Origin of the sequence: Pseudoalteromonas sp. G4 (assembly GCF_028875915.1) — a bacterium.
In the GTDB taxonomy this organism is placed as follows: Bacteria; Pseudomonadota; Gammaproteobacteria; order Enterobacterales; family Alteromonadaceae; genus Pseudoalteromonas.
The window spans coordinates 1-20,444 of the sequence record NZ_JAPEHW010000069.1 but is presented as its reverse complement, the minus strand read 5'-3'; the positions used below and the strand labels follow the sequence as shown (position 1 = coordinate 20,444).

At 40.3% G+C, this 20,444-nt stretch carries 21 protein-coding genes; 15 read left to right on the top strand and 6 right to left on the bottom strand.

The window, feature by feature from the left end:
• The 11 genes from ON073_RS16310 to rpmG form a co-directional block, all read left to right on the top strand.
• The coding region (locus ON073_RS16310) for a DUF2982 domain-containing protein (RefSeq protein ID WP_274762953.1) at positions 1-618 on the top strand (618 nt) is incomplete at its 5' end.
• A gap of 76 nt (positions 619-694) precedes the next feature.
• Positions 695-1,030: a hypothetical protein gene (locus ON073_RS16305; protein ID WP_274762952.1), complete on the top strand. Its 336-nt coding sequence runs from the start codon at positions 695-697 to the stop codon at positions 1,028-1,030.
• A 112-nt stretch (positions 1,031-1,142) separates the two neighbouring features.
• Positions 1,143-1,331 (top strand): hypothetical protein, encoded by a 189-nt coding sequence (locus ON073_RS16300; protein ID WP_274762951.1) that lies wholly within the window; start codon positions 1,143-1,145, stop codon positions 1,329-1,331.
• 130 nt (positions 1,332-1,461) lie between these two features.
• Positions 1,462-2,793: an Lcl C-terminal domain-containing protein gene (locus ON073_RS16295; protein WP_274762950.1), complete on the top strand. Its 1,332-nt coding sequence runs from the start codon at positions 1,462-1,464 to the stop codon at positions 2,791-2,793.
• Positions 2,794-2,808: 15 nt separating this feature from the next.
• Positions 2,809-3,324, top strand: coding sequence for an Lcl C-terminal domain-containing protein (locus ON073_RS16290; RefSeq protein ID WP_274762949.1), 516 nt, complete (start codon positions 2,809-2,811; stop codon positions 3,322-3,324).
• A gap of 60 nt (positions 3,325-3,384) precedes the next feature.
• Entirely contained in the window at positions 3,385-4,167 is a 783-nt protein-coding gene (locus tag ON073_RS16285) for a YggN family protein (RefSeq protein WP_274762948.1), read from the top strand.
• Positions 4,167-5,024, top strand: coding sequence for a sulfurtransferase (locus ON073_RS16280; protein WP_274762947.1), 858 nt, complete (start codon positions 4,167-4,169; stop codon positions 5,022-5,024). The genes ON073_RS16285 and ON073_RS16280 overlap by 1 nt, the downstream gene beginning before the upstream one ends.
• Positions 5,025-5,187: 163 nt before the next feature.
• Positions 5,188-8,310 (top strand): efflux RND transporter permease subunit, encoded by a 3,123-nt coding sequence (locus ON073_RS16275; protein ID WP_274762946.1) that lies wholly within the window; start codon positions 5,188-5,190, stop codon positions 8,308-8,310.
• Positions 8,311-8,321: 11 nt separating this feature from the next.
• Positions 8,322-9,380, top strand: a complete 1,059-nt coding sequence (locus ON073_RS16270; protein WP_274762945.1) for an efflux RND transporter periplasmic adaptor subunit — start codon at positions 8,322-8,324, stop codon at positions 9,378-9,380.
• Between the two features lie 362 nt (positions 9,381-9,742).
• A complete protein-coding gene (gene rpmB, locus ON073_RS16265; RefSeq protein ID WP_010562023.1) occupies positions 9,743-9,979 on the top strand; it encodes a 50S ribosomal protein L28 in 237 nt (78 codons plus the stop codon).
• A 12-nt stretch (positions 9,980-9,991) separates the two neighbouring features.
• Positions 9,992-10,147, top strand: a complete 156-nt coding sequence (gene rpmG, locus ON073_RS16260; RefSeq protein ID WP_005493124.1) for a 50S ribosomal protein L33 — start codon at positions 9,992-9,994, stop codon at positions 10,145-10,147.
• 68 nt (positions 10,148-10,215) lie between these two features.
• Here the strand turns inward: rpmG and ON073_RS16255 are convergent, their stop codons facing one another.
• The 3 genes from ON073_RS16255 to ON073_RS16245 all read right to left on the bottom strand — a co-directional run bounded on the left by ON073_RS16255 (position 10,216) and on the right by ON073_RS16245 (position 13,253).
• Entirely contained in the window at positions 10,216-11,247 is a 1,032-nt protein-coding gene (locus ON073_RS16255; RefSeq protein ID WP_274762944.1) for a GGDEF domain-containing protein, read from the bottom strand.
• Between the two features lie 126 nt (positions 11,248-11,373).
• Positions 11,374-11,868 carry a tetratricopeptide repeat protein gene (locus tag ON073_RS16250; protein WP_274762943.1) on the bottom strand — a complete coding sequence of 165 codons (495 nt, stop codon included), beginning with the start codon at positions 11,866-11,868 and terminating at the stop codon, positions 11,374-11,376.
• A 464-nt stretch (positions 11,869-12,332) separates the two neighbouring features.
• Positions 12,333-13,253: a manganese-dependent inorganic pyrophosphatase gene (locus ON073_RS16245; RefSeq protein ID WP_010562021.1), complete on the bottom strand. Its 921-nt coding sequence runs from the start codon at positions 13,251-13,253 to the stop codon at positions 12,333-12,335.
• A 430-nt stretch (positions 13,254-13,683) separates the two neighbouring features.
• Between ON073_RS16245 and ON073_RS16240 the strand changes: the two genes are divergently transcribed.
• Positions 13,684-14,145, top strand: a complete 462-nt coding sequence (locus ON073_RS16240; RefSeq protein ID WP_274762942.1) for a hypothetical protein — start codon at positions 13,684-13,686, stop codon at positions 14,143-14,145.
• A 7-nt stretch (positions 14,146-14,152) separates the two neighbouring features.
• Positions 14,153-14,962, top strand: coding sequence for a bifunctional DNA-formamidopyrimidine glycosylase/DNA-(apurinic or apyrimidinic site) lyase (gene mutM, locus ON073_RS16235; RefSeq protein ID WP_274762941.1), 810 nt, complete (start codon positions 14,153-14,155; stop codon positions 14,960-14,962).
• Between the two features lie 43 nt (positions 14,963-15,005).
• Here the strand turns inward: mutM and ON073_RS16230 are convergent, their stop codons facing one another.
• From ON073_RS16230 to ON073_RS16220, 3 genes are read right to left on the bottom strand one after another with little or no spacing between them, the layout of a single operon-like run.
• Positions 15,006-15,506 (bottom strand): DUF3299 domain-containing protein, encoded by a 501-nt coding sequence (locus ON073_RS16230; protein WP_274762940.1) that lies wholly within the window; start codon positions 15,504-15,506, stop codon positions 15,006-15,008.
• A 7-nt stretch (positions 15,507-15,513) separates the two neighbouring features.
• Positions 15,514-16,857 carry an ABC transporter permease gene (locus ON073_RS16225; RefSeq protein ID WP_274762939.1) on the bottom strand — a complete coding sequence of 448 codons (1,344 nt, stop codon included), beginning with the start codon at positions 16,855-16,857 and terminating at the stop codon, positions 15,514-15,516.
• Positions 16,854-17,540, bottom strand: coding sequence for an ABC transporter ATP-binding protein (locus tag ON073_RS16220; RefSeq protein ID WP_274762938.1), 687 nt, complete (start codon positions 17,538-17,540; stop codon positions 16,854-16,856). Before ON073_RS16220 ends, ON073_RS16225 begins: the two co-directional genes overlap by 4 nt.
• A gap of 199 nt (positions 17,541-17,739) precedes the next feature.
• Here ON073_RS16220 and ON073_RS16215 point away from each other — a divergent pair, with 199 nt between their 5' ends.
• Positions 17,740-18,840, top strand: coding sequence for a phosphoribosylaminoimidazolesuccinocarboxamide synthase (locus ON073_RS16215; RefSeq protein WP_274762937.1), 1,101 nt, complete (start codon positions 17,740-17,742; stop codon positions 18,838-18,840).
• Between the two features lie 547 nt (positions 18,841-19,387).
• Positions 19,388-20,444 (top strand): S8 family serine peptidase (locus ON073_RS16210; protein ID WP_274762936.1); only part of this gene is annotated, 1,057 nt, incomplete at its 3' end.

The window sequence follows — 20,444 nt, the reverse complement described above, 5'->3', positions numbered from 1 at the left end:
TTAGTTGCTGTATTACTGGTGGTTAAATTTAAACCCGATCCCATCACGATATTTGATTTTGCCGTGATTATTGCTGCGCTCTTTTCCATGCTGATTGGCTACTTTAAGCTCTCTGAGCCCAGATACAATTTAGTTCTAAGTAAGAATGGGTTAGTGTTTTACCATCGATATGGCAAAGTGCGAATAGCGCGTAAGAATATTGTCGCAGTGGGTCAAGTGCAGATTGCAAACGGTGAGCAATTTTTAGAACTGCCTTGCTTGGGATTAAAGCTTAAATCCTTAGCACCTTTAATAAAGCGTATGCCACCAAGGTTAGCGTTTAAGCTTATAATGGAGCAGCGTAATTGGCTTATGGCTGGTATTAAAATAATGTGGCCAACAGGTAATGTGCCTGATGATTGGCTAATTGAAGAAAGTAAATACCAAGATAAATTTAATACCCATGGCTTACTCGCCATGTTAACCCACCGCTTAGAGCATTTTGATACGCTCTTTGGCTATCATTTTTTGATATCCTATAATTACTTTGATCGTTCTGTCGATGAATTTGAGAATTTATTACAACATTGGTTGCGAGATCCCGAGAAAACGATAGAAAAATATAGTAATATCAATTAGAAATAATTGGTTTATTAATGTAAATATTTGAGCAAGTACTCAGTTTACATACCATTGTGCATTGGAAAGACTGAATATGACAACAATTGAAAGAGCATTTGTTAAAAGTGGTCGTAACACGATTATTCATAAAGAAAAAAAATATGATTTAGTAATCGTTAATGGCGAAAATCACCCTAAAATTCGTGTTACCTCTGAAGGTTTACAACCTTTTAAAGAAAGTCTTCCTCGCAACCGACGCGAAGCCAAGGAACGTTATATGGAAGTCGTACAAATTGGTTCACCTGATGTATTTGGTGAAGAAAAACAATTGCTTTTCTTGCAGGCGCTTGATGGTCGAGAATACAAAGTGGATTACTCAAAGATTGGTACTAAGTTGTTTGTGCGAGTGCACCAAGAAAGTTATATGTAAGCGAATACACAAATAGAATGACATAAAAAGCAGCCATAGTTTATGAAAATTATGGCTGCTTTTTTGCATGAGAAATTTGATTAAAGGTTAGTTATTATTGTTAGGTACTGAAATGCTAAAATATCTACATAGCCCTGCAATGCTTGCATGTGTAAGCTCGCTACTAATCGTAGGCTGTGGTGGCGGTTCAAGTTCTTCGGAAGAAAAAGCGCCCGCGCCACTCTCTGTCAATGCGGGTTCTGATATATCACTTGATGAAAAATTAGTTTACCTGGCGTCAATTAAGTGGCCCAATTATTGAAGGGTTTCCTTTAGAGGGCGCAACGCAAGAAGTAACTGCACCTGACATCAAGCAAGACCAGGTTTTAGAGCTTGCCGTTGAGTATGTCGCACCTGATAACCGAACGGTATCAGACTCTATTTTAGTTGCGGTGAAATCAGTTAATTTATTGCCTGTAGTATCAATTAAACAGACTTCACCTTCTACGTTGCCATCGCAATATGGCGACAGTATTGTGCTGTCGAGCGCGGATTCATTTGACCCTGATGAAAATGGCAAACTCGTAAGTTATTTATGGCAACAAATTGCAGGCTCAAACATTTCAATTGCGGACACTTCGTCTGCAAATTTAACATTCACTCATCCATTACTTGCGCAAAACGAAGACGTTACTTTTAAGCTGACTATCACAGATGATGAAGGTGGGGTACAAAGCAATTCCCTTACGCTGACATTACAGCAAAGCAATCAGCTGTTGTATGCCAATGCCGGTGCAAATCAAAATGCTTTCGAGTTTTCAACCGTGACATTAGATGCGACAAATTCAATTAGTGTTGAGTCGAGTTTTTCATGTTTATGGGTTCAGCAGTCCGGAATTTCAGTAACAATTAACAACCCCGAGCTTTGCCAAACTCAATTTATTGTGCCGGATGTAGATGCGCCTGAATCATTGATATTTGAAGTCACGGTCACTGACAGTGCAAACCGAACCGATAGCGCACAAACACAAGTGCTTGCAGAGCCAAAAGCCCTCGGCTTAATTAACGATACAGGTATGAATCGCTGCTTTGATAACAGTAAAGTACTGAGCAACTGTGTGTCGACTGAGTTCCCAGAACAAGACGCATCAAGAGGACGAGATGTGCACGCAAGTTTACTTGATAAAGTAGGTAGCGGTCCTGGTGCCTTTGATTTTACTAAGTTGGATCAGTTTGCAGGTGAACTTCCCGATAGCAGCACAACGTTTAGTTGTGTTAGAGACAATATTTCAGGACTGATTTGGGAAGTAAAACAAGTAAGTAATGGTATCTTACCTAACACTCAGTTACGTGAGTCACAAAATAGTTACACCTGGTTTTTAAACTCTGTTAATAATGGGGGAGAATCAGGTGTTGAAGCTCCTGCACAAACATCTTGTCCGAGTACTGTTAATTGTGGTTTAGAACAGTACTTAACGGAAGTAAATGAAGCTAATTATTGCGGCGGTAATAATTGGCGCGTACCAACGCATAGAGAATTAAGTTCTTTGCTTTCTTTTGCACAAGAAGGCTCTGGTAGTGTCATGATTGCCGACTTTTTTCCGAATACAGCAACTCAATTAATAAATGATGTAGTGCCTTATTGGACAATGCAAACGAGTGTTGAAGGAGGTAGATATGCATTTGCTTGGGCAATTGATATGGTTTCTGGAAAAGATATCGGTTATCCCAAACAAAATTTGGGTTATGTACGTTTGGTTCGTGATACCGGCAACGATGACTAAGTGGGGGCAACAACAATGAATATAATTAAAATTTCGCTTTTTTTAGTTGGATCTTTGGCATTACCTTTAACTGCGCAAACTTGTTTTGATAATGTACCTGAAACAACCCCAATCTCACAATTTACAATTAATACGGATGGCACGGTAACGGATAATTTGACTGGAATTATGTGGATGCGGTGTAGTATTGGTCAAAGCTGGGATACTAATAACCAAACATGCACTGGTGGAGTAGAGCAATTAACCTGGCAACAAGCATTAAAAACGGCATCACAATATCAGTATGCAGGGTTTAATGATTGGCAATTACCAAATGTAAAAGAGTTAAGCACAATTGTTGATCGCCAATGTGTTGATGCCGCAATAAATCAAACGCTTTTTCCAGCAGCAATTGCACAAAATTATTGGACCAGCACTAGTGGTGTAGGCAGTGCGTCAGAAGCATGGGCAGTCGCCTTCTATAGTGGTAAAACTAATTTGAGAAGTAAGGCTTCGGATATTCATTTGCGATTAATGCGTTATGCGAAATGATTTTGTATACCCCCTGTTAGTTTGATAGTCTTGCTTAGTTATCTTTGGGGTAGAATTGTTATGAAGTTGGTACGATTTTGGGTCTTTTTGTTCACAACGTTCACGTTTGCAAACTCAGTAATTGCGGATGAGTTATGTGATGTAGAGTTAGGTCATGGGTTAATCATTACTAATGACGTTATTCGTATTGTTGATAAAGGGCAAACTAATGTGCAAATTAACAATGACTCTCAGTTATTTATTAAAGGCCGCTGGGTTGAGTTAAACCAAGACGAAGAGCTTATTCTCAAAGAGTACAGTCAAGGTTTAAGAAATACCGTTCCAGAGCTTGTTAAGCTTGCGACCGATGGTGTTAATCTTGGCCTTTCAGCAATTGAGCAAGTGGTTACTGGTTTTACAGATAAAGAACCTGAAGTGCTAAAAGATCAATTAAAGTACGTCGAAATTGCCCTTAAAGATAAGTTTAAGGTGGGTGACGACTTTTATTACATCGCCCCGCAATCCCTTTCTAAATTAGACGACTTTTTTGAAAAAGAAATCAGTCAAAAAATTCATTCAGCCGTACACGGTTCCCTAGGTGCGATTTTAGTTGCGCTCGGTGATGCTTTTGAGTCAAACGAAGGCAATATTGAACAGAAAATCAGTGGAATGGGTGAGCGGATTGATATTATCGCCAGTGAAATTGATAAGTCTTTACAAAAGAAAGTTGTGCAACTTGAAGATAAAGCTAATAAGTATTGTGGCTGTTTACGCACACTAAATGAGACGGAAGATAAGTTGCAGCAAATGGTGCCTGAGCTTGCTGACTTTGACTTAGTACAAGTAAAAGGGTTAAGTCTGTAATGGATAAACATGAATTTAATAACAGTAACTTTCAAGTAGATTGCGATTGGCTAAACGCGCATCTAACTGATGATAACTTATTGATACTTGATGCCAGTATGGATAATCCGGTTAATAAATCTGATTTTGAAGTTGCTGGTGTTATTCCGGGGGCACTGCGATTTGATTTTAGTAACAACATTGTCGATAAAAACGCCTCAAGCCCTAATATGATGCCAAATGCGGCTTTATTTGAGCAAAAAATCCAACAGCTAGGGATAAATCAAAATTCATACCTAGTTGTGTATGATAAACAAGGCTTGTTTTCTGCTGCACGCGCTTGGTTTATGTTTAAAACGATGGGCTTTGATAATGTTGCAATTTTGCGTGGTGGCTTGCCTGCATGGCATGCAAAGGGCTACGCAACCGTTGAGCAACATAAAAAGCCTGTTGGTGGCGGTAATTTTGTTGTAACACAAGAGCGCCAATTATTTGTTGATAAACACTATGTATTAAACGCCATTAGTGTTGATGATATTCAAATTGTCGATGCACGTGGTTATGGGCGTTTTAGTGGACAAGAAGCTGAGCCAAGAGAAGGAATGCGCAGCGGCCATATTCCCAACTCTCTAAATTTACATTACGCCAGTTTGCTAAATCAAGGTATGTTATTGGGCGAGGTTGAATTAAAACGCATTTTTGATGAACTAGTGCCTGCACCAAAAGAGTTTATATTTAGTTGTGGTTCAGGTGTAACAGCCTGTATTTTAGCATTAGCAGCAGAAATCGCTGGGTTTGACAAGGTTAAAGTATATGACGGAAGCTGGAGCGAATGGGGTAAAGATAAATTACTGCCAATCGATACCGTGCAAAACTAAATCATCTATAAACTGTATTTTTTAGATGATTTAGTTCGTTTCTTTGCAGTTTAACGTGATTATTTGTCTATTCACCTTTTCGAAATATTTACACACAATTTACAACTAGCAATGATGGTACAAATAACTAGACTACTCCTAGTTATACCCCTGTATTATCATTATGAATATCACGCGAAGTTCCTTAAAAAATCCAGCCAGTGTGTTGGTGATTTTAGTGCTGATTATGCTGTTTGGCACTATCAGTATTTTTAAACTACCTATTCAATTAACCCCTGATATTGAGCAACCTCAAATCACTATAATGTCTGGTTGGCGCCAAGCTGCGCCAGAAGAAATTGAGTCGGTGATTATTGAACCACTGGAAAATGCAGTAAAAAACACCCCCGGTGCACTTGAGGTAAATACGCAAATAAATCAAGGGCAAGGCTTTATAAACTTAACTTTTGCTGTTGGCAGCGATATGCAAGAGGCAATGTTAAATGTGCTTAACAGCCTAAATCAGGCGCCGCCATTACCATTAGATGCAATGGATCCAATTGTTACGGCAGGGGGAAATGCAGGGCCGGGTTCTGGCGGTCCAACTGCGGCAACCTTACTTGTTGTGCCTACTGAAAGTAGTGGGCATCTTGATATGGCGCGTTACCAAAAACAGATCGATGAATTAATTCAACCGCGTTTGGCTAAAATTCCAGGCGTTGCGTTTGTTAACTTGGCAAGTGAACGACCGCGTGAACTGCGTGTTACCTTTGACCCACATAAAGCAGCTGCGCTTGGCGTTAGTTTAAATCAAATTAGCCAAACACTTGCTTCTTCTACTGATACTTCAGGTGGTATCGCCGATGTTGGCCGTCGCCAATATACTGTTCGTTTCACTGGCCAGTATGACGTTGATAATATGGCGCAAATGCGCATTGGCTATTCAGGTGAACGCGCTATTTTCTTGGGCGATGTGGCACAAATCGAAAATACGGTAACAGATCGCCGTGCTATGACGCTGCGAAATGGTAAACCAGCCTATTATATTACGCTTACGCGGGCTAATGAATCGAATACCGTTGCGGTGCTTGATGAACTTAATGCCACCATAAAAGAATTAAACGAGGGCATTTTAGCTCAAGAAGGGCTTGCGATTGAATTAAGTTACGATGCCTCAGTACATATTCGTAATGCATTACAGTTGGTAAAAAGTAACCTTGGCTTAGGGGTATTATTAGCTTGTGGCATTTTATGGCTGTTTTTTAGAGGTTGGCGCACAACGTTAATTATTGCATCGACAATTCCGGTGTCGTTAATGGTAGCTTTTTTAGCGCTCAGCATTTTTAACCGCAGTTTGAATGTGGTGTCGTTGGCAGGATTGGCCTTTGCTGTAGGTTTAGTGCTTGATGCTGCGATTATTGTACAAGAAAATATCACGCGATTGATGCAAGCAGGCATGGCCCGAAAACAAGCCGTGTTAAAAGGCGCGGTGCAAGTAAGCGGTGCGCTATTTGCCTCAACTGCAACCAGTGTGGCGATTTTTCTACCAATTTTATTTATGGCTGGCATTGAAGGTCAGCTCTTTTCAGATTTAGCGTTAACGCTTTCTATTGCGGTAATTGCCTCATTAATTAGTGCTATCAGTATTATTCCTATTGCCAGTAAATATTTACTGAAAAATGAAAATAACGACGATCAATTTCATGCCTATTGGCGTCGCTTAACCAATTTTATTATGCGACTGACCAGTACTCGCACTAAGCAAGTATCTTGGGTTGTGGGTTTACTTGGTGGTGCTGTGATTGTGACATATACATTAGTACCGCAAACTGACTTTATGCCGCGCGCGCCAACGGATGGCTTCTTTTATAGTTTAGTAACACCAGCCGGTGCCAATATTGACTATATGGAAGATGAGTTAGCTGAAAAAGTAAAACAGCGTTTAATGCCTTATTACTTAGGTGAAAAAACGCCAGCTATTAAAGATTTTAATTTTTATGTGTTTGGCTCAAATGCTGGTGGTTTTATTTACTCTGCAGACGCACAGCGCGTAGAAGAATTGATGCAGGTTGCACGTGAAGAAATCTTCGCAGAATTGCCAGATACCCAAGTCTTTTTATTTCGAGGCTCAATGATCCAAGTGGCAAATGGTGGCAATGGTCGCACATTAAGTATTGATTTGCAGGGTTCCGATATGGAGCAATTAATGTCGACAGCCCAACTAGCACTGGCTGAAGTGAAAAAAGCCATGCCTGAAGCAATGGCGCAGCCGCAGCCTTCTCTGAATATGGCTGAGCCAGAGCTGAGACTCACACCAAATGATAGACGCATTACGCAAGCAGGTTTAACGCGCCGCGAAGTTGCAAGTGCAGTGCAAGCATTTACCAGCGGCATGTTTATCAGTGAATATTTTGATGGTAACGAGCGTATGAATGTTATTTTGCGTGCAACTCCCTGGCAAAGCCCTGAAGAATTGGCAAATTTACCAATTACTACGCCACTTGCTGGCGTGCAAACCCTGGGAGAGTTGGCAACAATTGAACGTACAGTAGGACCATCGCAATTACGTCGCGTTAATGGCTATCGTACGGTGAGTATTCAAATTACACCGCCAAATGATATGAGCTTACAGCAAGCGCAAAAAATACTGACTGAGCAAGTGATGCCAGTTGTGCGCAAAAATTTACCTCGTTCGGCAAACGCGATTTTGGCGGGTAATGCACAAAAAATGAAATCAGCAATCGAAGAAATGGCATATAACTTCGTGCTCGCGCTGTTTATTTTATTTTTATTAATGACCGCATTATTTAAATCGGCGCGCGATAGCTTGCTGGTATTGCTGGTTATGCCTTTGGCTGTCGCGGGGGGAATTTTAGCCTTGGCTGCACTTAATTTAGTGAGTTTCCAATCGCTTGATTTACTCACCATGATTGGCTTTATCATTTTGTTGGGCTTAGTTGTCAATAACGCTATTTTATTGGTTGACCAAACACGCCAAGGTGAACGTGAAGGCTTAACACGCCGCGAAGCAGTTGAAAATGCGGTGCTGATCCGTGCTCGCCCTGTGTATTTAAGTACCTTAACAAGTTTGTTTGGCATGTTGCCACTGATGATTATGCCGGGTGTGGGTTCGGAAATTTACCGAGGACTTGCTACGGTAATTGTTGGCGGTATGGCAATTAGTGCCTTATTTACCTTGATTTTGATGCCAAGTTTATTGCTGCTTGGCAAACAAACGCCACCGAAATTACAACAGGCAAATACTAAAAATAACAAAACATCATTAGATCTGGTTGCAAATAAGTAGGGGACACCAAGATGAATAAACCATTTAATACACTGTTAGTTGCTTCATCGCTCTTTGTTGCGCCTCTTTATGCGGTACCTACGGTTGCTGTCAATGTTGTAGAGCGAGCGCCATTAGTTCAGACCTTAGCGCTAAACGGCACATTGCGTGGCAAAGGTGATGTGGATTTAACTATGGGCACTGCAGGTAAATTAGCATTTGTTGCAGAGCCTGGGTCGATAGTTAAACAAGGTGATGCCATTGCACGCATTGAAATGTTGCCACTAGAGCTTGAAGCTGCAGAGCAGCGCATTATGATTAAACGTGCTGAGGTTAATTTAACTTACCAAAGACAAGAGCTTGAAAGGCTTAAAAAATTAGCTAAAACGAGCAGTGCAGCGGCGAATCAAGTTGATTTAGTACAAAGCCAGCATGACTTAGCGCTGACCGATATTGAACTGGCAAAAGTAAAGCTTAATCAAATTGAAGATCGCATGGCACGCGCGACCGTTGTTGCGCCATTTGATGGCATTGTTAGCAAGCGATTTTTACTTGCAGGTAGTGATGCAAGTCGTGCGGATAAACTAGTTCACTTAATCGATATTAATAACTTAGAGGTGCGTTTTTATGTGCCTGTTAAATATTTAGCCTATGCAGAACTTGGCCAAAAAGTAACGTTAAGTAGTGGCAGTTTTGATAATTTACAGTCAGCTGAGGCGACTGTAACAGCAGTCATTCCTGCAACCGATTCACGTTCTCAAACGTTTGAAGTAAGAGCAAAGCTGCACAGCGAGAAAAATAAAGGGTGGGCGAGCGGTCAATTAGTTGATGTTGATTTCAATATTGAAAAAACGACCCCGAGTTTACTGGTGGAGCGCGATGCATTAATTTTACGTAAAGCGGGCGTACACGTTGTAAAAATTCAAGCGGATAATAAAGCTCTGCAGGTGGCCGTTGCTGTAGGACAAGGGCAAGGTTCAAAAGTTGAAGTGCGTCCTGTTGAACAAAATATGCTAAGACAAGGTGACAAAGTAGCCACAAGAGGCGCTGAAAGATTAACGTCTGGGCAAGAAGTGTTAGTGCAAGAGTAGAGTTAATTTAAATTTTTGACATACAGTGAGAAAATTTATTGTTACTTTGTGTCGTTATTGATGAAATTAGTTGGCTAATTTAGTTCTATTTGTAAAAAGAAAACTCGAAAAAACAGGCTGTTTTATTTAATTCGCAGAAATAGTGAAAATAAACGCAAGTTTTGCTTTCCCTTAGGACAAGAGATCTCTATAATTAGCCGCTATCAAATTTACACATGAGCTGAACTAAAGATCGGGTTTCTTGATCTTAGCCTGTATTTGCTGTATAAAGAGCGCCCTTTGATTATTTCCGGGGCAGAAACGTACACAAAACCTCGGAAGAAAAGATTTAGCTCGAGCGAAGTTATTGGAGATATATAGACATGTCTAAAGTCTGTCAAGTTACAGGTAAGCGTCCAGCGGTAGGTAACCACCGTTCACACGCTCGCAATGCGACTAAGCGTCGTTTTTTACCTAACCTACAAACACACCGTTTTTGGGTTGAAAGCGAAAAGCGTTTCGTTACATTACGCACTACTACTAAAGGTATGCGTATTATCGATAAGAAAGGCATCGACGCGGTATTAGTTGATATCCGTGCTCGCGGCGAAAAAGTTTAAGGAGCTTGAGTCATGCGTGATAAGATCCGTTTAGTTTCTACTGCTGGTACTGGTTATTTCTACACTACCGACAAAAACAAGCGTAACATGCCTGAAAAAATGGAAATCAAAAAGTACGATCCAAAAGTACGTAAACACGTGATTTTCAAAGAAGCAAAAATCAAGTAATTGTGATTTGCTGAAAGAATTATAAAAACCCGAGTTGTCTCGGGTTTTTTATTGCTTAAATTTTAGTTCTATTCAGCACCATGAATTGTTTTGCTGGCAATCAACTCGTAGTTATTAATTACATTTGCAAGAGGGATTGAGTGTAAGTCTAATAACTCGCCTTGGTTTCGGCCTGTATTTTTCGCTTTATATAGTGCCTGATCAGCAAGCTCCAGTGCGATATCCAGTGACTTCTCATCATAAATAGACACATTTGAAGCAACGCCGACCGACATTGAAATGGTTAAACTGTGTTGTTCAAATTCAAGCGGTTTACTCTTAATCAATAACAGTAATTTTTTAAGTAACATAGCATCGTTTTCAAAACTGCTGTTTTCAACTACTAATAAAAACTCCTCACCACCCATTCGAATAAAATTGTCTTGTTGACGAATTGAATTACGGATGCGCTGACAAAATATTTTTAATACATAATCACCGCAGGCATGGCCATAGGTATCATTGAGTGATTTAAAGTGATCGATGTCTAGGACAAAAAAACTAAAACTCACCTCTGAACTTGTTAAGATGCGCTCGCGTTGTTGTACTTCAAAAAATCGGCGATTTAAACTTTCGGTAAGCGGGTCAATAAAGCGCTCTTCATTGAGCTTTGTATTGTATTTTGTAAGCGTTTGATTTGAGCTTTTCAGTTTACGATAAAAAATCGACAGCATAACAAATGCTAGCAGTGCAATCACTGCGCTTAATAACCAAATCTTTTGCTCCAATGATTTATTTTCTATTTCGATATTCTTTCGCTGATTCTCAAACGCTAACTTTTCAATTTCTTGGTCTTTTTGGGTTGCTTGAAAAAGTTCTTTAATGCGTAACATGCGACTTTCACGTTCAGTATTAAAAATCTTATCACTAAGCGATTTGTAGCGCAGGTGAGCTTTATATGCGGTTTCATAATGCTTGATACTGGCCATTGCTTCTGACCAAGATTTGAAATTATCCGCTAGTTGGCTAATCATTTTGAATTCTTCGAAAAAACTGTTACCGCGCTCAAAGTAGTCTTTAGCAATTTCTAGCTCGTTCAAGTAAACGTAATTAATCGCCATAATAGAGTAAGCATGAGCAGCAAGGCTTCTGTAATCGCTCTCAATGGCATAGGCTAAGGTTTTTTCTGCGTAGTCATTTGAGAGTTCAAGTTCGCCCTCGCTAAACGCTATAGCAGCTAAATTACTCTAAATTTCATGAATGGCATCTTGATGATTTAGTTTTTTTGCTTGTTCAATGGCGTCAAGATAAATTGCTTTAGCCTCTTGAGTATTGCCTTGTGTATTAAGAATATAACCTCGGCTTTGATATAAGCGAAGTATCGCATTGGTATTGTCTATACTATTGTACCAATCTATAGCGAGTTGGTTATTTGCAAGTGCATCCTCATAAAAGCCAAGCTCAGCTTCTGAAACGGCCATGATTGCCCAACTGGTGGCTGCTCGGTAATTGTCTTGATTGGTATTAGCGATTGCGAGTGCTAATTTAGCTGCTTCAATTGATGCTGAGTGTCTTCCGGTATCTTGTGCCATCATGGAAAAGGTTGTGGCTATCCAATATTTTAAAACAGACGATTGGCTATTTAAGATATAGTTAAATGCTTGTTCGATAAAAAAGTCATACAGCTGTGTGTTTTTATCGAAATAATGGAACCATGCATGGCAAAAATTAGCAGCAGCCATTATTGCGGGATTAGATGCCGTGGATAGTGTTAGCTCAGTTAAAACGTTTTGAGTTTTTTTATAATTGTCTTGGTTGTTTGTTACAAGCTCTAAATAGCAACGGTAACCTAGTAAATAGGCAAGGTCATCATTTGACTTCGGTGGGTTTTCATTTGCAAACGTGTTTAACGCGGATAAGGTTTCTGCATTATCTTGGCTATATTTTACCGATAAAAGCTATTTTGTTTTTCAATTTGCGAACTAATCTTTTGTTGCGTGGCTTGATCTGTTTCAGCTGTCGAAGCAAAAGGCAGCAACGCAGCTAGCAGTAAAAATAAATACCTAATAGATAACATCTTAAGCTTAATAAACATACTTTAGATAAGCATAGAGGGTTATGAGTTGCTTGCAAAGCCTTTGGGCTCTTTGATTATTAAACAGATCAAAAAAGGCGCTAAACGCGCCTTTTTGTTATTAAAGCTTAATTAAGCAAATGCATCTTGTAGTGGTGGCACTACTTGCTTCTTACGGCTTAGTACACCATCTAACCAAACGCGGCTTTGCTCTGGTGCAACACCGTAAGCACGCTCAACAATGCCTTCGTCATCAGACGCGATTAGCATTTGTGAACCTTCTTTCATGATGTCTGTAAGTAGTAAGAATACAGAATGACGGCCGCCTTCTTCTTTCAGCTTTGCAATGTCAGCTTCAAGGTCAGCTTTGATGTCGTCAAACACAGCTAGGTCGATAACTTCTAACTGACCGATACCTACTAGGTTACCGTTCATATTGAAGTCTTTAAAGTCACGCATAACGAGATCGCGAGCTGGCGTGCCTTCAACTGCAGACTTAACTTTAAACATTTCCATACCGAATGCTTTGTAGTCTTCGATACCTGCGATTTCAGCCAGTACTTCAACACACTTGATGTCAGCAGTCGTACAAGTTGGTGACTTGAAGATTACAGTGTCAGATAGGATTGCACCTAACATAAGGCCTGCGATGTTCTTTGGAATTTCAACACCGTAGAAGTCATACATCATCTTGATGATGGTGTTTGAACAGCCTACAGGGCGGATCCAACACTCAAGCGGTGTAGACGTCGTTAAGTCGCCAAGTTTGTGGTGGTCAACAACACCCACAACCGTTGCTTCATCAATGTCATCTGGTGCTTGTGTTTTTTCAGTGTGGTCTACGATGTAAACTTCTTCACCTGCATAGCTCATTTTAAGCTCAGGTGCTTCAAAACCAAATGTGTCTAGAATGAACTGAGTTTCAGGTGATACATCGCCTAAACGTGTTGCGATTGCTGCTTCACCAATTTGATTCTTTAAATATGCAAGTGCAATTGCACCGCAGATAGAATCTGAATCAGGGATCTTATGACCCACTACATACATTGCCATGGACGGAACTCCTTAAATTTTGGCGCATAGTTTAGCAAAAAAATAGCCTTTTAACAGCGACAGAAATTACTCATTTGGTATTACTTATACACTAGAGCGTGTTGAACTTTGAGGTTTAAATTTTGTTCAAATCCAAAGTGTTTTGATCGCGGCGTGGGTTTGGGTTGAACCTGTTAGGCAGCGCTTATTTGGCGTTTATACTGCGTTGCCCTGCATGGACGTAGGGTAAGGTGACTTTGCAGGAGCACAAAGTCTTTATCGTTTATTTATGTAGAGTAACTACACTACAATCACTCTGCCTTGTCTAAATGCCAAACAAACTGCTGCAGAAATATACAGTAAAGGTCAACACGCTCTAGCTGAACAGGTGCTAAAACTGCTTGATTCATATAGACTTAGTAATACTGAAATATGCGCGTTTAGGATCGAAATGATTAGGCTTGGAAGAACCGGCTGGAATAATGTAATTATTTTCGCCATGCTGCTAATGATTTTTTTGTTTAATGGACTGCATCATAAGATTATCTCGACGTCTGATGATGAGGCTACTCAATCATTGTTGCCACCCAATAGCGCGGTACTGACCTATCAATACAGTGATTTCAAAATTGAGCGTATCGGTACGAGTTGGCGCACTAATAAGCAGTTAAATATTGATGTTGAATTGCTTGATTTAAATTGGCGACAAGCAAGCGGTGAGATGATGCCGATAGTTGATGAAAAGTCCTCGGCGCTCGCAAGCGTGGAACTTTTCATTGCAGGTTATGATCGCAGTTTGGTGTTTGAAGTATTTACTACGCCAGACGGTTGTTTTGTTGATGATAATCAAGCGCGTCGTTTAAAATTAGATAAACAAACCTGTAATCAGTTATTTCCTACCACGGAGTTTTAGAGTTTTTATGCCTGAATTACCAGAAGTTGAAGTGAGCCGTTTAGGCATTACGCCACATATGCTAAAGCAAACGGTGAAACAAGTGCGCGTGCATCAAGCGCAATTGCGTTGGCCGGTGCCAGACGACGTTTATCAACTTGAAGGTAAAACCATTACAGACATTAGCCGCCGCGCGAAATATTTAATGATTAGTGTGGATACCGGCAGTGTTATTTTACACTTGGGCATGTCGGGGAATCTGCGGGTGGTCGATAATTCTGTACCACTTAAAAAGCATGATCATATCGAAATAGAGCTAGAAAATGGCAAAGTGCTTCGTTTAAATGATCCGCGTCGCTTTGGCGCTTGTTTGTGGCAAGCAGCGGGTGAAATTCATAGCAGCTTACTAAAATTGGGTCCTGAGCCATTAACCGACGACTTTGATGCTGACTATTTGTATAAAAAATCACGACATAAGCAAACTGCAATAAAACAGTTTTTAATGGATAACAGTGTGGTTGTGGGCGTGGGTAATATTTATGCCAATGAATCTTTATTTAAAGCGGGTATTCATCCTAAACGCGCTGCAGGTAAAATTTCTAAAAAGCGTTACCAACAATTAGTGCCTATCGTCAAGCAAACATTAGCGGATGCCATTGAACAGGGCGGCACAACACTAAAAGACTTTGCCCAAACTGATGGCAAACCAGGCTATTTTGCTCAGAAGTTACTAGTGTATGGGCGTAAAGGCGAGCCGTGTGTAACCTGTAAAGAGCCACTAATGGAAATTCGCCAAGGACAGCGCAGTACCGTGTATTGTAAAAATTGTCAGAAATAGAGCTAGAAAAAAGGCGCCGTAGCGCCTTTTTGTTTAGGTGTATTTAAAGGTCAAATGGCGCAACGCCTACACCTTCAATGCGATAACCTACTTTTGCCAACTCACCTTCCCAGCTTTCGGTTTTCATTTTACCTGTAACAGAAATCGCATCGTACAGGCTTTCAATCGGTACGCCATCTTTAAAGGTTACATGCACAATCTGGTTTGGCGGCGGTGGCGGCACATGAATACAGGCGCCAAAATAAGGTACTAATAAAAATTCGGTGATTACTTCATCATTACCTTCAAGTGGCACTACAAAGCCAGGTAATGTCACCATAGTATTATTTAGCTCTTTTACAATAGGTGCGTTTAAATCGGGTTGCACCCAATTGGCCTCAGAGTTTTCATTGTGTGCGGCTTGTCCTTCAACAGGTGATGATGAATAGCCTTTAGGAATGAGATCTTCCCAGTAAAGCTCTTTTGCTTTTCCATTGGCAAACAGCTGATTACTTAATAACGTTATTAAGGCGAAAAAAGTAAACAATAGCGAATGTTGTTTCATATAAATCTCAAACTTTTATGGTTAAGCCATCGCTCAATGCGTAACGATATGCTTTGTAAGCAGGTAAACAACCAAATAAGGTGCCAAGCAAAATAATACCAGCCAATAAGCTCATTTGATATTGGCTAAGTGCCATAAGTTGCAAGTGAATCCCGCTGATACTGCCAAGCATGTTAGCAAGCAATACAATAACAAGGTAATAAAATGCGATAGCCAGCAAGGTGGCACACGTTGTGATTAATAGTGCTTCTAACCCGAGTAACGTAAATATGGTACGTGGCGATGCGCCCACTGAGCGTAAAATCGCAAGCTCGCGGCGGCGCTGGCTTAAACTTGCCAGTAAGTTAGTCAGCATACCAAGTAAAGCAATAACGACAACAGCCCCCGAGATAACCAATAAAGCTTTTTCAAATACACCGACCACTTCCCATAATTGGCGCAAAGTAAACTTTGGCATAATCGCCAGCAGTGGCTCTTGCTTATATTGGCTGATATTACGTTGTAGTTGCAGTGCAAAAATCGGACTTTTTAGGCCTAATAAAAATGCGCTGATTTGTTTTGGTTGGCCGGTGAGTTCCGCATTTGATAGTGCAGGCAACTTGCTATGTTCATCACGCTGTTCGCTGTGATGTTGATGATCATCATGGTGGTCATGGTTATGGTCATGGTCATGATGCTCATCTGCTTGATGCTTCTGGCTAATACTGGGCATTGTTGAGCCATGAATATTATCAATTGCCACTAACGGCACATGCACACTGTTATCAACCGCCGTGCCGGTTGCCGCTAAAATTCCCACGACTTTAAATGGGTGATCGTCATGATGGTGAAAACTGGTATTGCCAGCGCCATGCGAAAGTACAATCGAGTCACCTAAATGGTAATGCAGCTTTTTAGCGACATTACTGCCAAGCACCACATGGTTTACTTGTTCAAAAGCGTGCCCTTTTGAGAATGCGAGGTTTTGCTTATTGGCATAACGGTAATGCGTGAAGTAGTCATTATTAGTACCAATTACGCTAAAACCTTTATGGCTATCGCCAAGTGACAGCGGAATAGCCCATTTTACAGAGCGCTTGCTAGTAATATCTTGATAGCTTTTGAAACTTAAATTGTTAGTTGGGTGACCGATACGAAATACCGAAAAAAGTAATAATTCGGTGCTGCCAGTGCGGGCACCAACAATTAAATCGGTACCTGATACTGTATTATGAAAACTCGCTTTGGCATCAACACGGGCACGTTCAATAAGCAGTAACAAGGTAATACTCAGTGCAATCGCAATGGTCGTTATCGCAATACTTGAAAAACGGTTAAGTAAGCTTTTGCGTGAGAGGGTTAATAAGCTCATAGTACTTTCTCCTGCATAAAGCTTGAAAGCGCTACTTGCCTATCAAATAAATTAGCGAGTGTTTGGTCATGGCTGACAAACAAAATGCTGGTGTGATTATTGTTAGCTTGCTCAAAAAGCTGGTTGATAAATTCTTCTCGGGCGTCGTTATCAAGAGCTGACGTTGGTTCATCGGCAATGATGAGCTCTGGTTCACCAAGTAATGCTCTTGCCGCGGCAACGCGTTGTTGTTGGCCTATGCTTAGTTGATTAACTGGCTTAGCAATATTCTGTTCGCTTAAACCAAGCGCCACTAATAACGTATTTGCTCCTTTTTCAACACTGCCGTATTTGGCTGTGGCTTTTTCAGTACGTATTTTTGAGAACTCACACCCTAGCGCAACGTTCTCGGTCGCAGATAAAAAAGGGATTAAATTAAATTGCTGAAAAATATAGCCAATATGATCTGCGCGAAAGCGGTCTTTTTGTTTTTGTGAAAGAGTCGAAAAAACGGTATCTAAAATCGAGATTGAACCACTGTTATGTTGCTGCACACCAGTAATTAGCGAGAGCAAAGTTGATTTACCACTGCCGCTTGGGCCGTAAATAAACACATGTTCGCCTTTTGCTAAGGCAAAATCATGTAGCACAAATTGGCTCTGAGCGCCTGGATAAGAAAAAGTGAGATTATTAATCGCTAACATGACTGCACAAAATAAATTTAAATTGCTGTGATACTATAACAACAATACCTTGAAACCAATCTTTTGCGATAGCAATTCATACCCTTGCTTTTTTTGTTCAATTATTGAGTTTACAGCGACTTTTCACTAAAATTGGCGCACCCCAATTTAGAGCGCATAAAGTGCTTTTCTAGTATCAAAAATATCTTTTGGAGTTTCCATGAGTTCATATAAGGTTTTGGACGTAAATGACGATTTACCGATCCGTACCAAAGGTAAGGTTCACAGCGGTAAAGTTCGCAGCGTTTATTGGTTAACTGAGCAAGACAGCGTTCGCTTAATCGAAGAAAAAGGTTACAACATTCCAAAAGATACACCACTCGCATTGATGGTTATTTCAGACCGTATTTCAGCGTTTGACTGTATTTGGCAAGGTGAAAACGGCCTTAACGGTGTACCAGGTAAAGGTATTGCACTTAACTCAGTGGCGTCTCACTGGTTTAAATTATTTGATGAAGCAGGCCTTGCGGGTAATCACATTGTTGATATTCCACACCCTTATGTATGGATTGTACGTAAAGCTGAAACTGTTCGCGTTGAAGCAATTGCACGCCAATACATTACGGGTAGCATGTGGCGCGATTATGCAAAAGGCGTTCGCAACTTCTGTGGTATTGATTTACCAGAAGGTTTAGAAGCTCACCAAAAATTAGACAATGTATTAATTACACCATCGACTAAAGGCATTATTACGGGTGTACCTGAAGTGCCAGAAGTAGATGATGTAAACATTACGCGCGAAAACATCGAAAACAATTTAGCGGCATTTAACTTTAAGTCGGCAAGCGATATCGATTTATACGAAAAGCTATTAACTGAAGGCTTTAAGCTAATTAGTGAGCAACTTGCTGAGCTTGACCAAATTTTTGTGGATACGAAGTTTGAGTTTGGCTACGTTGAAGAAGTTGATGGTTCGCATAAGCTTATTTATATCGATGAAGTTGGTACACCAGATTCATCACGTATTTGGGATGGCCCAGCTTACCGCGAAGGTAACATTGTTGAAAACTCGAAAGAGGGTTTCCGCCAGTTATTAATTAATAACGTGCCTGATAGCGATGTATTACTTAATAAAGATCGCATGGATGAACGTGAAGAACTTGCGAAAGGTTACAAACTACCGGTTGATGTGATGATGCAAGTGTCAGACACTTACGTAGGTATTGCGAGCAAAATTGTTGGTAAACAGTTAGAAATTCCAAGCGATCCGCGTCAAGAAGTGATCGACATTCTTGATAAAGAGTATGGTTTAATCGACTAAGCTTTAATGCGCCTTAAATAACCCTTATTTAGGGCGCTTTTTTATAACACCTTTTCTTTATTAGATCTTACCTATTCAATCTACTATTTATTGCTTTCTACTTATTTTAGCGCTTTAGCCTGAAAATAAGGCTTCTCCCCAGCATATTTTTGCAGTGTTTGTTACGTTTTTATGTGATGTTAACTTTGTTTACAAAGTGATTGTAAACAAATGTAACAGGGTGTTTTGTGGTTTTTGAAAACACAATGTCAAATGAAACTGATTTGTATTTCATTGATGGTGGGCAGGTCGGATGAGTTTTAGGAGGTTATTTGGAAATATTATCCCTTTTTTTCGATTAATTGAGTTGTTTATTGCAACAATACTTTTAGCTGTTTAGCTCTGAAGCTGTTTAGATGTCTGCTTATGTTTTTATTTCAAATAAAATATTAATAATGGAATATGTAATTTTTGTTGTTGAAATGTTAAAGCTTGGTTAACGTTATTCCCGAATACAGATACGGCTTACATTGCATGTGTCTAACTTAATAAAATCTGGGAAAGCTATATGAAATTAAAAACATTAACTACATCAGTACTACTTGCACTTAGCACAGTAGCTACTGCGCAAGCAGCAGATGAAAACCGTTTTATCATCCAAGTTGATAACAACAAAGGCGTAGTAAAAGCGCTAGCAAAAAAACTTGGTGGTGATATTAAACTAGATTCAGATGGATTTTTTGCTGCAAGCTTCTCAGGGAAAGATTTATCAGAAGTTAAAGGACTTCTAAACAATCCGCATATCAAACTTATTGAGCAAGATTTTGTACGTAAGCCAATGTCACTTTACAGTGATGATATTGGTGATGCGATGACACAGCAATTAACCCCTTATGCTGTATACCAATCACAAGCAGATCAATTGGCGTTTGATGCATCTTCAGATATGAAAGTATGTGTAATCGATTCAGGTCTTGATCAATCTAACCCAGATTTTGTTTGGGGTAATATCACTGGTGATAACGATTCTGGCACAGGTAACTGGAATGAGCACGGTGGCCCGCACGGTACGCACGTAGCTGGTACAATTGGTGCAGCTGATAACGGTGTTGGTGTAGTTGGTATGGCACCTGGTGTTCCAATGCACATTATTAAAGTATTTAATGCTGAAGGTTGGGGTTACTCATCAGATTTAGCGCATGCAGCTAACCTTTGTAGCCAAGCTGGTGCAAACATCATTAGCATGAGCTTAGGCGGCGGCGGTTCTAACAGTACCGAATCAAACGCATTTGCTAACTTTACAGCTGCAGGTGGTTTAGTTGTAGCGGCAGCAGGTAATGACGGTAACAATGTGCGTTCATATCCTGCGGGTTACCCATCAGTTATGATGATTGGTGCTAACGACAATAACGACCAAATTGCAGACTTCTCACAATTCCCGAGCTGTACAACAGGTCGTGGCAAACGTGTAACTGAAGATGAAACTATTTGTGTTGAAGTAACAGCTGGTGGTGTAGACACATTGTCTACTTACCCTGCAGATATGGCGACAAGTGCATCACTTTCTGCAGATAGCGTTGCGATGAATACATCATCAATGGAAAATGCGGGTGAAGTAACAGCGT